This window comes from Halovulum dunhuangense (assembly GCF_013093415.1).
GTDB lineage: Bacteria > Pseudomonadota > Alphaproteobacteria > Rhodobacterales > Rhodobacteraceae > Halovulum > Halovulum dunhuangense.
In genome coordinates this window covers 58,877-72,418 of the sequence record NZ_JABFBC010000003.1, presented here as the reverse complement: position 1 = coordinate 72,418, position 13,542 = coordinate 58,877, and the positions used below count along the sequence as shown (strand labels likewise).

14 protein-coding genes are annotated in these 13,542 nt (G+C 71.2%); 6 read left to right on the top strand and 8 right to left on the bottom strand.

Annotation, left to right across the window (positions count from 1 at the left end; genetic code table 11):
- Positions 1-125 precede the first annotated feature (125 nt).
- Positions 126-665 (top strand): hypothetical protein, encoded by a 540-nt coding sequence (locus HMH01_RS15430; RefSeq protein WP_171326688.1) that lies wholly within the window; start codon positions 126-128, stop codon positions 663-665.
- Here HMH01_RS15430 and HMH01_RS15425 read toward each other — a convergent pair.
- Positions 644-1,516 (bottom strand): heme-dependent oxidative N-demethylase family protein, encoded by an 873-nt coding sequence (locus HMH01_RS15425; protein ID WP_171326687.1) that lies wholly within the window; start codon positions 1,514-1,516, stop codon positions 644-646. The genes HMH01_RS15430 and HMH01_RS15425 overlap by 22 nt on opposite strands.
- A 122-nt stretch (positions 1,517-1,638) precedes the next feature.
- Here HMH01_RS15425 and HMH01_RS15420 point away from each other — a divergent pair, with 122 nt between their 5' ends.
- Complete coding sequence (locus HMH01_RS15420; protein WP_216366898.1) at positions 1,639-2,070, top strand: winged helix-turn-helix domain-containing protein; 432 nt, start codon at positions 1,639-1,641, stop codon at positions 2,068-2,070.
- A 7-nt stretch (positions 2,071-2,077) separates the two neighbouring features.
- Here the strand turns inward: HMH01_RS15420 and HMH01_RS15415 are convergent, their stop codons facing one another.
- The 6 genes from HMH01_RS15415 to HMH01_RS15390 all read right to left on the bottom strand — a co-directional run bounded on the left by HMH01_RS15415 (position 2,078) and on the right by HMH01_RS15390 (position 8,829).
- Positions 2,078-3,799, bottom strand: coding sequence for an ABC transporter permease (locus tag HMH01_RS15415; protein WP_171326686.1), 1,722 nt, complete (start codon positions 3,797-3,799; stop codon positions 2,078-2,080).
- Position 3,800: 1 nt separating this feature from the next.
- A complete protein-coding gene (locus HMH01_RS15410) occupies positions 3,801-4,790 on the bottom strand; it encodes an ABC transporter substrate-binding protein (RefSeq protein ID WP_171326685.1) in 990 nt (329 codons plus the stop codon).
- Between the two features lie 76 nt (positions 4,791-4,866).
- Positions 4,867-5,442, bottom strand: a complete 576-nt coding sequence (locus tag HMH01_RS15405) for a histidine phosphatase family protein (RefSeq protein WP_171326684.1) — start codon at positions 5,440-5,442, stop codon at positions 4,867-4,869.
- The gene (locus HMH01_RS15400) at positions 5,436-6,500 is read right to left on the bottom strand and encodes an MBL fold metallo-hydrolase (protein WP_171326683.1); all 1,065 of its coding nucleotides are present in this window, start codon (positions 6,498-6,500) and stop codon (positions 5,436-5,438) included. The genes HMH01_RS15405 and HMH01_RS15400 overlap by 7 nt, the downstream gene beginning before the upstream one ends.
- Before the next feature lie 4 nt (positions 6,501-6,504).
- On the bottom strand, positions 6,505-7,563 hold the full coding sequence (locus tag HMH01_RS15395) for an ABC transporter ATP-binding protein (protein WP_171326682.1): 1,059 nt from the start codon (positions 7,561-7,563) through the stop codon (positions 6,505-6,507).
- A gap of 66 nt (positions 7,564-7,629) precedes the next feature.
- Positions 7,630-8,829, bottom strand: coding sequence for an ROK family transcriptional regulator (locus HMH01_RS15390; RefSeq protein ID WP_246237448.1), 1,200 nt, complete (start codon positions 8,827-8,829; stop codon positions 7,630-7,632).
- 158 nt (positions 8,830-8,987) lie between these two features.
- Here HMH01_RS15390 and HMH01_RS15385 point away from each other — a divergent pair, with 158 nt between their 5' ends.
- The 4 genes from HMH01_RS15385 to HMH01_RS15370 all read left to right on the top strand — a co-directional run bounded on the left by HMH01_RS15385 (position 8,988) and on the right by HMH01_RS15370 (position 12,535).
- The gene (locus HMH01_RS15385; RefSeq protein WP_171326681.1) at positions 8,988-10,019 is read left to right on the top strand and encodes a substrate-binding domain-containing protein; all 1,032 of its coding nucleotides are present in this window, start codon (positions 8,988-8,990) and stop codon (positions 10,017-10,019) included.
- A 77-nt stretch (positions 10,020-10,096) separates the two neighbouring features.
- Complete coding sequence (locus HMH01_RS15380; protein ID WP_171326680.1) at positions 10,097-11,149, top strand: ABC transporter permease; 1,053 nt, start codon at positions 10,097-10,099, stop codon at positions 11,147-11,149.
- On the top strand, positions 11,149-11,919 hold the full coding sequence (locus HMH01_RS15375) for an ATP-binding cassette domain-containing protein (RefSeq protein WP_216366897.1): 771 nt from the start codon (positions 11,149-11,151) through the stop codon (positions 11,917-11,919). The genes HMH01_RS15380 and HMH01_RS15375 overlap by 1 nt, the downstream gene beginning before the upstream one ends.
- On the top strand, positions 11,903-12,535 hold the full coding sequence (locus HMH01_RS15370) for a nucleoside triphosphate hydrolase (RefSeq protein WP_171326678.1): 633 nt from the start codon (positions 11,903-11,905) through the stop codon (positions 12,533-12,535). The genes HMH01_RS15375 and HMH01_RS15370 overlap by 17 nt, the downstream gene beginning before the upstream one ends.
- 8 nt (positions 12,536-12,543) lie before the next feature.
- Here HMH01_RS15370 and HMH01_RS15365 read toward each other — a convergent pair whose 3' ends face one another.
- Complete coding sequence (locus HMH01_RS15365) at positions 12,544-13,542, bottom strand: zinc-dependent alcohol dehydrogenase (protein ID WP_171326814.1); 999 nt, start codon at positions 13,540-13,542, stop codon at positions 12,544-12,546.

Here is a 13,542-nt window from a genome sequence, read left to right as displayed (position 1 = left end):
GTTCAGTAACTGATATTATACCGGCAGTGGCAGAGTAGCCGGGGCATTATCCCGGAAGTGTATCGAAAGGCATTTGAACGATGCTTTCTCATGGATTGCGGCTTTGGCCGCGGTCGGTTGCATTCGTGCGCGACGACAGCGCGGCGACCACGGTGGAATGGGTGTTCCTGACAGCGCTTGCCGTCGGCATCTCGATTCCGGTGCTGGTGACGATCTCGCAGGGGACGGGATCGAGCACCGCGGGGCTCATGTCCGAGATGAGCGGTCAGCCCACCGAGGCAGAGCGCACCGGGACAGAGCGCACCGTGCCGACCCCGGCAACCCTGACGCCCCCGACGACGGCCCGGGCCGCGCCGCGGCCGGCCGGCCCCGCCCCGGTGCCCAGCCAGCGCGAGCGGTTCCAGTCCCGCGCCGGAGAGCTGACCTGGGGCGACCCGCAATCGCCCTATGCCGCGGGCATCAGCGCCGATGTCGTCGTGGCGACCACCCGTCGCAGCCCGGACCGGCCGCGCACCGCCCCGCCCGCGCTGACCGCGCCGCTCACGCTGGATGTCCGGGCCTGCGAGGGAATCGAACTCTCCGAAGCGACCACCGAGACGATGACCGAGGCAACCGCCGACGGCGCGATCTGCGCGCGTCGCAGCTACGGGCTGCCGGGGTTGTGATCGGCGGATAGCGCGGCGCGGATGGCCTGCGCTTCCTGCGCGGTCATCTTGTAGGCGCGCGTCGCCGGGTCGAGCGCATCCATGGCCGCCAGCACCGCGGCCCGCGACCGGGCGTCCAGCGCGCGGATCGGCGTGATCTCCGTCTTGACCGTGAACACGACCGCACCGCTTTCAGGCAGGCGGCGCAGGGTCTGCCGCTCGATCCGCAGGCAGGGTCCGTCCCCCTCGGGCGGGCGCGGCAGGCCGGGCGGCGCGAACAGGCGCGGCCCGGTCGCGACCGACCAGTTGATCCGCTGCACCGGCGCCTCGACCCTGAGCGCGCCGAAGATCCGGTCCACCCGGCGCGCAAGATCAGCGTCGTATTCGGGCACCGGCGCGTGGATCGACCCGAGCGGCTGGCCCAGCTTGTCGGCCAGACGCCAGCCCGAGGGAAAGCACACCGCCCCCGCCACCAGCCTGTGCCGGTCCCCGTCAGCCAGCAGAAGCAGCCAGTCCTCCTGACAGAGGCGGCCGATCTCCCTGGTGTCGGAGGTCGAGGGCACCACCACGCCATCGGGCCGGCGCAGGCCGGCGCGGGTGCTCTGGTATCCCGTATCCTGCGCCGGCAGGTGACCGCGCAGCAACATGGCCAGCTCGCGCAGCGCCGGCCCGGCCAGGGGCGTCGCGCCCAGGACTTCGGCGGGGCAGTCGCGCACCAGCCGGTCCCGCTCGGCCATCTGGGGGCCAAAGGCCGCGTCGCGCTGCACCCAATCCGCGGGATCCATGGGAAACAGGCCCGGCCGGCGCATCAGGTGCGGCGTGCCGAAGGGGAAATGCGGTGGTGCGGACAACGTGACCATGCGCGCGATCATAGCCGGCCCGGCTTGCGGCGCCAGCTGCGCCATTTGGCTTGCCGAGGGCTGCGGTAGCTGATTGTATACAGCACCGCGCGCCTGCCGCCGCGCCGCCACAGACCGGAGCCCATGCCCCCGCCATGAAAGACGACGCCCAGGACATCACCATGAGCCGCCGCAAGAAGCGCCCGATCGACCAGGAGCGGCTGCGCCATCCCGGCGTGCGCACCAAGATCTACGTTCAGGCGGACATGATCGGCGCAGGCAAGATCGAGTTGCTGCGCACGCTGAAGCGCGCGGGCTCGATCTCGGCCGCGGCGCGCGAGATGGGGATGGGGTATCGGCGCGCGTGGTTCCTGCTGGACACGATCCAGCGCTGTTTCCGCGAGCCGCTGTTCGAGACGACCCGCGGCGGGGCCGATCCCGGCGGCTCGATCCTGACGCCGCTGGGCGAAGAGCTGATCGCCCGCTACGACGCCCATATCGAAAAGATCGAAAAGGCGTCGGCCGATTTCCTGGGCTGGCTGGAAACCCACCAGAGCGACCGGCCCGCGGGCGACGGCGACAGCTGAGCCCGCGCTACTGCCGCCAGGGCAGCGTGCCCGGCGGCAGGCGGTCCGACAGCCGGTCGAGCATCAGCGCCAGCCCCAGCACCACCGCGATCGACAGCACCGACAGGGCCGCGGCGGTGGTGGAATTGCCCTCGTATTGCAGCGAGAAGACGCTGACCCCCACGGTTTCCACCCCGCTCGACCACAGAAGCGCCGAGACGGTCAATTCGTTGAAGGCGGTCATGAAGACGAGCATGGCACCCGCCATGGCAGAAGGCGCGGCGATCGGTGCCATCACGAAGACGAGCCGCCGCAGCGGGCGGGCGCCGACGATGCGCGCCGCCTCGTCCAGCGCCGGCTCCAGCCCCGCGAGCGTCGCCGCGACGGGGCGCAGCACCAGCGGCAGGAAGCGCGCCAGATAGGCCAGGAACAGGATCGTGGCGGTGCCATAGATCGACAGGCCAATCCCCGGCAGCGGCGGCAGGAACACCAGGATATAGGCGATCCCCAGCACCGTTCCCGGCACGACATAGGGCGCGTCGGCCAGCTGATCCAGAAGCCGCGCGGTGCGGTTTCCGCGGATCACCGCCGCATAGCCAAGGCCCAGCGCGATCACCGCCGACAGCCCCGCCGCGCCCAGCGACAGCAGGAACGAATTGGCGAATGCGCGCCGGATCGCGGGGCTTGCCAGCGCCTCGTGGAAATTCTCGAGCGTGACGGTGGCAAGGCTCAGCTTCACCCCCAGCGCCGGGATGAGGGCCGTCGCCATGAGCGCCGCCAGCGGCAGGATCGCAAGCGTCAGAAGCAGCAGCCACAGCGCCGCCTCGACGGGCAGGCGCGCCCGGCCCGGCGGGATCGGCGCCATGGCGGGGCCGGCACGCTCCACCGGGACGGCGCGCGCGGCAAGGATCGCGCGCAGCAGAAGCGCCGCGCCGCCCAGCGCCACCAGCATCAGCGCCAGCACCGCCACCTGCCCCAGCACCGACGGCCCGAAGCCGTTCAGCCGCTGGTAGATCAGCGTGGTCAGCATGGTGAAGCGGCCGGGGATCCCCAGCAGCGCCGGCACGCCGAAATTCCCCACCGCCGAGGCGAAGGCCAGCGCCGCGCCCGCCAGCACGCCGGGCATCGCCAGCGGCAGCACGATGCGGCGCAGGATGCGCGCGCGGCGGGCACCCGCGATGCGCGCCGCCTCGACCAGCGCCTGCGGGACCGCCAGAAGCGCCGCGCGCACCGACAGGAACACCAGCGGCATGTGCTCGATCCCCAGAAGCCACATCACGCCGGCCCCGGAATAGAGCGGGTTGCCCTGCCCGGGCGCGGGCGCAAGCCCCAGCGGGCGCAGCACCGGCGAGGTGGAGCCCATCAGCTCGATCCAGGCCAGCGCCAGGATCTGCGAGGGGATCAGCAGCGGCGAGAGGATGAGAAAGGTCATCGGCACCCGGCCCCGAAGCGCCAGAAGCCCCGTGGCCAGCGCAAGCCCGGTGCCAAGCACGACCGAGACGACCACCGATCCGGCCGAAGCGGCAAGCGTGTTCCAGAAGGCGCGCGACACCGCGCGGCTGTCCAGCGCCTCGCGGATCAGGCCGAAGGTGGCCCCATCCGTGCCGGGGCCGAAGGCTTCGAGAAACAGCCGCCCCAGCGGCCAGAGGCCGAGCGCCAGGACATGGAACGCCGCGAGGGCGACGAGGATCCCCTCGCCGCCCCCCGGAAACCGCATCCCCGCCAGGGTCGCCCCGGCGCGGGCGCGCATGTCAGCCGCCGAAGAGATCGGCAAAGCCCTGCTTGTTGGCCATGTCGTCCGCCAGCATCCGGCCCGCATCGGCCGGCAGGATCGCAAGGCTTGACACGGGCGGATAACCTTCGGGCTGGGTCACGCCGTCGAGGATCGGGAAATAGCCCTGCGCCACCGACTGCTCCTGCGCGGCGCGGCCGAGTTGCCAGTCCACGAAGACCTTGGCCGCGTCGATGTTGTCGCTGTCGCGCAGGATCGCGACCGGCTGGGTGATCGAGGAGACGCCCTCCTCGGGGAAGACGAATTCCACCGGCGAGCCGGCGGCCCTGGCGTTCAGCGCCATGTATTCGATGATGATGCCATAGGCCTTTTCGCCGCGCGCGACCGCCTCGATCACGGTGCCGTTGCCCTGGCCGGCGACGGCGCCGTTGTCGGCCAGCGTCTCGTACCAGTCCCAGCCGAATTCGGGCTGCTGGACCATGGTGCCGACATGGATCACCGCCGCCCCCGAATAGAGCGGGCTGGGCATGATCAGCGAGGCGGCGACCTCGGGCGCGGTCAGGTCGGCCCAGCTGGTGGGCGCGTCCGTGACCATGCCGGTGTTGTAGACGATCCCGGTGGTGATCAGCTTGGTGCCGAAAAAGGTCATGTCGGGATCGACCACCGCCTCGGGCAGGCCTTCAACGGGGGCGTCGGCATAGGTGTAGAGCCGGCCGTCGTTCTTCAGCTGGGTCATCGCGACCGCATCGGCGATCAGCATGACATCGGCGGGGGTGGAGCCCGCGGTGAATTCCGCCTGGAGCTTGGCCATCAGCTCGGTGGTGCCCGTGCGGAACACCTCGACGGTGATCTCGGGGTGATCGGCGTTGAACGCCTCGACCACCGCCGCCATCTGGTCGGTCGGCTGCGAGGTATAGACGGTGATGGTGCCGGCGGCCTGGGCAAGCGCCGCGCCGGTCAGCGCGGTGGTGGCCAGCAGGACAAGCGGCAGGGTGCGGATAAGGGTCATCTTGCAGCGCCTTTCAAGGAAGGGATTTCGCCGCGTGACTATGCCTGCCCGGTTACGGCTGCGTGACGCGCGCATGTCAGTTCGGTGACAGGACCGGAAGCTCGGGAAAGCTGATCGACACGGGGCGCCAGCCGCCCCCCTCCAGCCGCTGCCAGCGCACCGCCTCGCCATTCTCGGGCCGCCGCAAGCGCCGAGCGGGGCAGAGTGCCGCGGCCAGCACGCGGGCAACGCCGGAATGCGCCACGATCAGCGCGGGGAACGGCCCCTCGATGCGCGACAGCGCGCCCAGCACGCGCGAGATGAAGATGGCCGGCGCCTCTCCGCCCGGCGGGGTCGCGTCGCGGTCGAGCCCCGCGCGCGGCATCCCCTCCCACGCGCCCCAGTCGCGTTCGGCAAGATCCGGCAGGATGGCGGGTGTCAGTCCGCGCGCCGCCGCCACCGCCGCGGCGGTCTGGCGCGCGCGCAGAAGCGGCGAGACCCAGATCGCGGCCAGCGCCTCGGCCGCCAGCGCGTCGCGCGCGGCCAGCGCCTGGGCATGGCCCAGTTCGTCCAGCTCGACATCGGTGGAGCCCGCCACCCGGTCGGCCGCGTTCAGCGCCGTGCGCCCGTGGCGCAGGAACAGGAAATCGGACTGGAAAAGCGGCGCTACCATGCAAGCACATCTGTTTCTGAAAGCGGCGCGCCCGGCAAGGCGCCTGCCAGCGCGCGCCGCCCCCCGGGCCCGAGAAAGGCGGGAAGCGCCGTGCGCGGGGCGACGGCCTTCAGGATGGCGGCCTGATCCGACAGGCGCGGATGCACGTTCCAGCGCAGGAACCGCGCGCGCCCCCCGGCCACCAGATCCGCGGCGGGCGTGCCCTGCCCCAGATGGCCGGTGAAGACGATGCGCGCGTCCCCACGCCCGACCAGCGCCGCCACAAAGCCCGTTTCGGCATTGGGGCCGGCCGCGATCATCACGCCCGCGGCGGGGGTGCCGATCTCCAGCGGGCGGGCCTTTGCGGCCAGCCGCGCAAGCCGCCCGGCCCCGCCGGGGGCAAGCCACGGACCGAAACCCGCCAGCCGCGCCGCCGCCGACAGATGCGCGGGGCAGAGCGCGACCTCGTGGCCCGCCTCGAGAAAGGCCAACGCCATCTCGAGGCCCCGGCCGCCCGCGGGCGCGGGCAGCAGCAGCGGCCCCCTCGCCGCCAGCGCCTGAAGCGCCGCGCGCTGGTCGGCCAGTCCCGCATCGTCCGCCCCGTAGGAGGCGTCGAAGACCAGGGCCGCGGCCGGTGGCGGCGGCGTACAGGGAAACAGCCCGCCCTCGGCATTGGTGTCGCCGGTATAGACCAGCCCCCCGGGCCCGCCGATCCTGAGCCAGACCGCGCCGGGGGCATGGCCCGCAAGCCCGGTCTCGACCGGGATCCCGGCGATGACGCTGGCGCCGAGGGGAAGCTCGCGCGCCCCGGCAAGCCTGGGCGCAAGGGCGATGGCCGGGGCAGTGGCATGAACCGGCGGGTCGCCAAGCTGCCCGGCCATGTCCAGCGCGCCCGCGTGATCGGCATGGGCATGGGTCACGAGGATCGCATCCACCGGCGCCTGCCCCGAAAGATCCGGGCGCGCCGCGTGGTCCGGCCCCTCGCCCAGGTCGAGCAGCAGCCGGCGGCCGCCGATTTCCAGCAGGAAGCAGGCAGGTCCCTTGGCATCGAACCCCGAAAGCGCGGTCAGGCGCGGCATCGGCTCAGGCGGCCCTTGGCAGCACCCAGCCGCCGCGCAGCCCCACGTCCAGGGTCGCGCCCAGCGTTGCCGGGGTGGGCGAGGTCGTCTCGAGCGTCACCCCCTCGACGCGGTCGAGCGCCAGCGACAGCACATAGTCCCCCGCCTCGAAGCGCTGGTCGACGACCCTTGCCGACAGGCGCTGCGCGTCGCGCGCGGGGGCGGGCGTCAGGTCGCGGGCGCGCAGGCACAGCCAGCCCGGGCCGGTCGCGGCCGCGCCCGGCACCTCGAGCAGCCGGTCCTGAAGCCGCAGGGTGCAGCCCGCGGGGGTCCGGCCCAGCACATCGACGGGCACCGTGCGCCCGCCGCCCACGAAACGCGCCACCATCGGCGTGGCGGGGCGCGCGAACAGGTCCTGCGGCGGGGCCACCTGCTCGATCCGGCCACGGTCCATGACGGCGACCCGGTCGGCCAGCGCCATCGCCTCGTTCTGGTCGTGGGTGACGAAGACGAAGGTGGTCCCGGCCTCGCGGTGGATGCGGCGGAATTCCGACAGCATGGTCTGGCGCAGATGCGCGTCGAGATTGGCCAGCGGCTCGTCGAGCAGGATCAGCCCGGGCCGCAGCGCAAGGCTGCGCGCCAGCGCCACCCGCTGCCGCTGCCCGCCCGACAGCCGGTGCGGCAGGCGGTCCTCCATGTCGGCCAGGCCCACCAGCGCCAGCGCCTCGGCCACCCGCGCGGCCCGCGCCGCGCGCGGCATCGACCGCAGCGCCAGCCCGAAGGCCACGTTCTGCCCCACCGTCATGTGCGGCCAGAGCGCGTAGGACTGGAACACCATGCCAAGGCCCCGCTCTTCCGCGGGGATGAACCGGGGGCCGCCCGCGACCAGCCGCCCGGCCAGCCGGATCGTGCCCCCATCGGGCGCCTCGAGACCTGCGATCAGCCGCAGAAGCGTGGTCTTGCCGCAGCCCGAGGGGCCGACAAGCGCGAAGAACGCCCCACCCGGCACGGACAGCGTGACGCCGTCCACCGCGGGGACGGCGCCGAAATGTCGGGTCAGCCCGGAAAGCGCGATATCCTGCATGGGCGCGGATTAGCGACACTCGGTGACAGTTTGGTGACGGCCCGCCCCGGGCGCGGTCCGCCGCGCTCAGTCCACCAGGAAACGCGCGCTCAGCGGCAGGCTGGCCGCGCCCAGCGCGCGGGCATCGACGCCCACCGTGCCGGCGCCGACATCGGGGCGCGCCATGCCGGTCATGTCGATCGCGTCGAGATCGGCCCGGATCTGCGTGGTCAGCCGGTCCAGCAGCGCCCTGGGCAGCCAGCCGTCGATCAGCACCGCCTCGAGATCGAGGATGGTCTGCGTGGCCAGGATCGCGTGCGCCAGCCCATGCGCGGCCCGCCGGACCCATGCCTCCAGCGTGGCCTGCGGCAGGTCCCAGCCCTCGGGCGCGCGCCAGAGCTGCACGGTATCGCACCCCTCCTGCTGAAGGCTCTGCTCGAGGCTCGCAAGCGAGGCGATGTCGATGAGCGGGCGGATCACCCCGTCAAGATCGGGCACCAGCAGGGGCCCGAAACCCGCCGCGTTTCCGGTCGCCCCGGTATAGAGCCGGTTGCCCAGCGCAAGCCCGCCGCCCACGAAGAAGGCCAGGTAGAAGCACAGGAAACTCGCCGGCAGCGGCTTGCGGCTGAAGACCAGCTCGGCGCTGGCGGCGGCGCTGGCGTCGTTCTGCACGAAGACCGGAATGCTCAGCACGGCGCGCAGTTCGGCGCCCAGGTCGCGGGTCTGCCAGTTGGCCATCCGCTCGGGCGCGACCCCGATCATCGCGGCCCAGTTCCACAAATGGAAGGGCATCGCCACCCCCAGCCCCGCGACCCGGTCGCGATGCCCGGCCGGCATCCGCGCGCACAGCGCCGCGGCAGAGCCGCGCGCGAACTCCATCACCGCGTCGAAATCGGGATAGCCGTAAAGCCGCTTTTCGCGGTCGAGGATGCGGCCCATGAAATCGGTCACGACCATCTCGGTGGTGCGCCGGCCCACCTTGAGGCCCAGGAAGAAGGCCCCCTCGGGATTGAGCGAGAGCGGCACCGAGGGCTGGCCGATGCGGCCCCGCTGCGGCTTGCCGCGCAGGATCAGCCCCTCCGACTCGAGCGTGCCGATCAGCCGCGAGGCGGTCTGCGGGGACAGGCCCGTCTCGCGGGCGATGTCGGCCTTGGCCAGGTTCGCGCGGCGCCGCAACAGGGTAAGGACCAGCCGCTCGTTATGCTCGCGCATCCCGCTCTGGTTTGTGCCGCGACCGGGCTGCGGCCACGTCCCGGCACCGGCGTCCTGTTCCGGCACATGATCCATCACCGTGCAATGTGCCGATCCTTCGCGGCCGCGCAAGTGCAATCGACTGCGGCGGCCAATTAAATAACTCTCTGGAAGTTATTTATTGACAACCCGCCCCCATCCGCCGATGGTCGCGCCCGCCAACACAGGAAATTACCGTTCCATGGGAGGAAACGATGTTGAGGAAAACCACCACGGCCCTGCTGACGGGTGCCATCGCGCTGACGGCCGGAAGCGCCGCCTTCGCGGCCGGACACGAGCCCATGTCCGCCTGCCTGATCACCAAGACCGACACCAACCCCTTCTTCGTGAAGATGCGCGAGGGCGCTGAGGCCGCCACCGAGGCGCTGGGCATCGAGCTGATGGCCTTTGCCGGCCAGTTCGACGGCGACCACGAGACCCAGGTCGCGGCCATCGAGACCTGCATCGCAAGCGGCGCCAAGGGCATCCTGCTGACCGCCTCGGACACCTCGTCGATCACGCCCGCGGTGGAGCAGGCCCGCGAGGCGGGGCTTCTGGTGATCGCGCTCGACACGCCGCTTTCGCCCGCGGACGCCGCAGATGCCACCTTCGCCACCGACAATTTCGAGGCCGGCCGCCTGATCGGCGCCTGGGCCGCGGGCCAGCTTGGCGACGAGGCCGCGAATGCCCGCATCGGGCTTCTGAACATCGCCGTGAGCCAGCCCACCGTGGGCGTGCTGCGCAACCAGGGCTTCCTGACCGGCTTCGGCATCGAGCTGGGCGACCCGAACCGCTGGGGCGACGAGGAAGACCCGCGCATCGTGGGCCATGACGTGACCGCCGGCTCCGAGGAAGGCGGCCGCCAGGCCATGGAGAACCTGCTCGCCATCGATCCCACCATCAACGTGGTCTACACCATCAACGAACCCGCCGCCGCCGGCGCCTACGAGGCGCTGCGCGCGATCGGGCGCGAGAACGACGTGCTGGTCGTCTCGGTGGATGGCGGCTGCCCGGGCGTCACCAACGTGGCCGAGGGCGTGATCGGCGCGACCGCGCAGCAGTACCCGCTCGACATGGCGCGGCTGGGCATCGAGGCGATCGCGGCCCATGCCGCCGACGGCAGCCTGCCGGAAACCTCGCCGGGGCTCGACTTCTTCAACACCGGCGTGCAGCTTATCACCGATGCGCCCGTCGAGGGGGTCCCGTCGATCTCCTCCGCAGAGGGGCTGGAGCTGTGCTGGGGCTGATCGCCCTGCCCTGACGCAAGACGCGCCCGCCGCGAAAGCGGCGGGCGGATGTGCCTTGACCGGGAGGAATGCAACCCATGTCAGACGGCCATGAAAGTGCCGCCACCGCCGCCGATACGGTCGCCGAGTTCCACGACTCGCGCCGCGGCTTCGCCAGGCGCCTGCAACACACGCTGCATGTCACCCCCTCGCTGGTGCCGCTGATCGTGCTTCTGTCGGCGGTGGTGGGCTTCAGCCTGCTGCTGGGAGAGCGCTTCCTGTCGCCCTTTGCGCTGACGCTGATCCTTCAGCAGGTGCAGATCATCGGCATCGTGGCGCTGGCGCAGTCGCTGGTGATCCTGACCGCGGGCATCGACCTGTCGGTGGGCGCGGTGATGGTGCTGTCCTCGGTGGTGATGGGGCAGTTCACCTTCCGCTACGGCCTGCCCCCCCAGATCGCCGTCCTGTGCGGGCTGGCCTGCGGGGCGCTTTGCGGGCTGATCAGCGGCATGCTGGTCGCGATCGTGCGCCTGCCCCCCTTCATCGTGACGCTGGGCATGTGGCAGGTCGTGCTGGCGACGAATTTCCTTTATTCCCGCAACGAGACGATCCGCGCGCAGGACATCGAGGCGAACGCGCCGATCCTGCAATTCTTCGGTGAGCGGGTGGATATCGGCGGCGCCATCTTCACCAATGGCGTGATCTTCATGCTGATCCTGGCGCTGGTGCTGGCCTATGCGCTGCGCTTCACCGCCTGGGGGCGCCATGTCTATGCCGTGGGCGACGACCCCGAGGCGGCGGGGCTGTCGGGCGTGAACGTGCGCCGCACGCTGATTTCCGTCTATGTGCTGGCGGGGACCATCTGCGCCTTTGCCGGCTGGGCGCTGATCGGGCGGATCGGGTCCGTCTCGCCCACCTCGGGCCAGCTTGCCAACATCGAAAGCATCACCGCCGTGGTGATCGGGGGCATCTCGCTTTTCGGCGGGCGCGGCTCGATCCTGGGGGCGCTGTTCGGCGCGCTGATCGTGGGGGTGTTCACCCTCGGCCTGCGGCTTGCCGGGGCCGATCCGCAATGGACGAACCTGCTGATCGGCATGCTCATCATCGCCGCTGTCGCGGTGGACCAGTGGATCCGGAGGGTATCGGTCTGATGGAACCCATTCTCAAAGCCCGCGGCCTTGTGAAACGCTACGGCCGCGTCACCGCCATCGACAATTGCGACTTCGACCTGATGCCGGGGGAAATCCTGGCCGTGATCGGCGACAACGGCGCGGGCAAGTCGAGCCTGATCAAGGCCGTCTCGGGCGCGACCATCCCGGATGAGGGCGAGGTCTGGCTGGACGGGCGACCGGTGCGGTTCACCTCTCCCAACGACGCGCGCGCGGCCGGGATCGAAACCGTCTACCAGCAGCTTGCCATGAGCCCGGCGCTGTCCATCGCCGACAACATGTTCATGGGCCGCGAGCTGCGCCGCCCCGGCATCCTGGGCAAATGGTTCCGCATGCTCGACCGGCCAGCCATGCAGCGCATCGCCCGCGAGAAGCTGACCGAGCTGGGGCTGATGACGATCCAGAACATCAACCAGGCGGTCGAGACCCTGTCGGGCGGCCAGCGCCAGGGCGTGGCCGTGGCCCGTGCGGCGGCCTTCGGGTCGCGGGTCATCATCCTTGACGAGCCGACGGCCGCGCTTGGCGTCAAGGAAAGCCGCAAGGTGCTGGAACTCATCCAGGACGTGAAGGCGCGCGGCATCCCGATCATTCTCATCAGCCACAACATGCCGCATGTGTTCGAGGTGGCCGACCGCATCCACATCCACCGGCTGGGCAAGCGGCTTACGGTCGTGAACCCGTCGGATATATCGATGTCGGATGCCGTGGCCCTGATGACCGGAGCGATGAAACCCGATGCCGTCCACGCCTGACGCCCTTGCCGACCGCGCGCTGCAACACCTTCTGACCCTGCAAGGCCCGCGCAAGCTGGTGGCGATGGCCGGCCCGCCGGGTGCGGGCAAGTCCACCGTGACAGAGGTGCTGGCGCGGCGGCTGGCCGAGCTGGGCCGAACTGCGGCGGTGGTGCCGATGGACGGCTTCCATCTCGACAACCGGGTGCTGTCGGCGCGCGGGCTCTTGTCGCGCAAGGGCGCGCCGGAAACCTTCGACGCGGCCGGCTTCCTACATCTCGTCTCCCGGATCGCGGGCGGCGAGGAGGTGGTCTACCCGGTCTTCGACCGCCCCCGCGACATCGCCATCGCGGGCGCGGCCGTGCTGGGCCCGGAGACGGAGTTCGTGCTGTTCGAGGGGAATTACCTGCTGCTCGACGCCGACCCCTGGGCACGGCTCAAGGAATACTGGAACTTCTCGGTGCGGATCGACGTGCCCGAGGAAGAGCTGCGCGCCCGCCTCATGGCGCGCTGGCGGGACGAGGGCCTGCCTGATGCAGAGGCATCCGCCAAGGTCGAGGGCAACGACATGCCCAATGCCGCGCTGGTGCGCGATCGCAGCCTGAGCGGCGATCTGGTCCTTGCGCTTTCGGGCTGATCGGGCGCTTACGCCCCGTCCGGCAGCAGCACGATCTTGGCCGCCGCCACCCGGCCCGCATCCAGATCGGCAAAGGCCGCAGGGCCCTCTGCCAGGGGCCGCGTCTCGAACCAGTCGAGCGGCCCCAACTCTCCTGCCACCATGGCGGCCAGCGTGTCGGCGAAATCGCCCGGCGTGTAGCAGTAGGAGCCCATGAGCGTGATCTCCTGCAGGGTGATGCGGCGGATGTCGAAGCCGCTCTCGCCGGGCAGCAGCCCCACATGCACGATCACGCCGCCGGGCCGCACCAGGCGCGAGGCGGCGGCGCGGGTGGCCTCGGTGCCCACCGCGTCGATCACCAGGTCGGGCGCGTCGATCCCATCGCCCTCGCGCGGGTCATAGGCGCTCATCCCGCCCTGCCCCGCGATAAGCGCCCGGCGCTCGGGATGCGGCTCGGCCACATGCAGCGCGCGCACGCCGGCGCGGCGCAGCACCAGCGCCGCCGCCAGCCCGATGGCGCCCCCGCCCAGCACCAGCGCGGTGACATCGCGCAAGGGCTGGTCGAGACGTTCGAGACCGATGCGCACGGCGTGCCAGCCCACCGCCAGCGGCTCGGCCAGCGCGGCACGCTGCAGATCGAACGCATCGGGCACCGGCAGCACGTTGCGCGCGGGGATCGTCACGAAACCGGCAAAGGCGCCGGGGCGCGGCGGCATGGAAATGATCTGCCGCGTGGGCGACAGATGCGGCCGGCCCGCCCGCGCGGCGGGGCAGTCGGGATCGACCACCAGCGGATTGATCGTGACCCGCTCGCCCGCGCGGGGCCCCTCGGCAATGATGCCCGCCGCCTCGTGGCCCAGGATCAGCGGCGCGGGCCTGCGGCTGTCATGGCCGTGATAGGCATGCATGTCGGACCCGCAGATGCCCACCGCGTGGACCCGCACCAGCAGATCGCCCGGCCCCGGCACGGGCAGGGGCGCGTCGGTCACTTCCAGCGTGTTCGGGGCGGTATAGACAAGCGCCTGCAT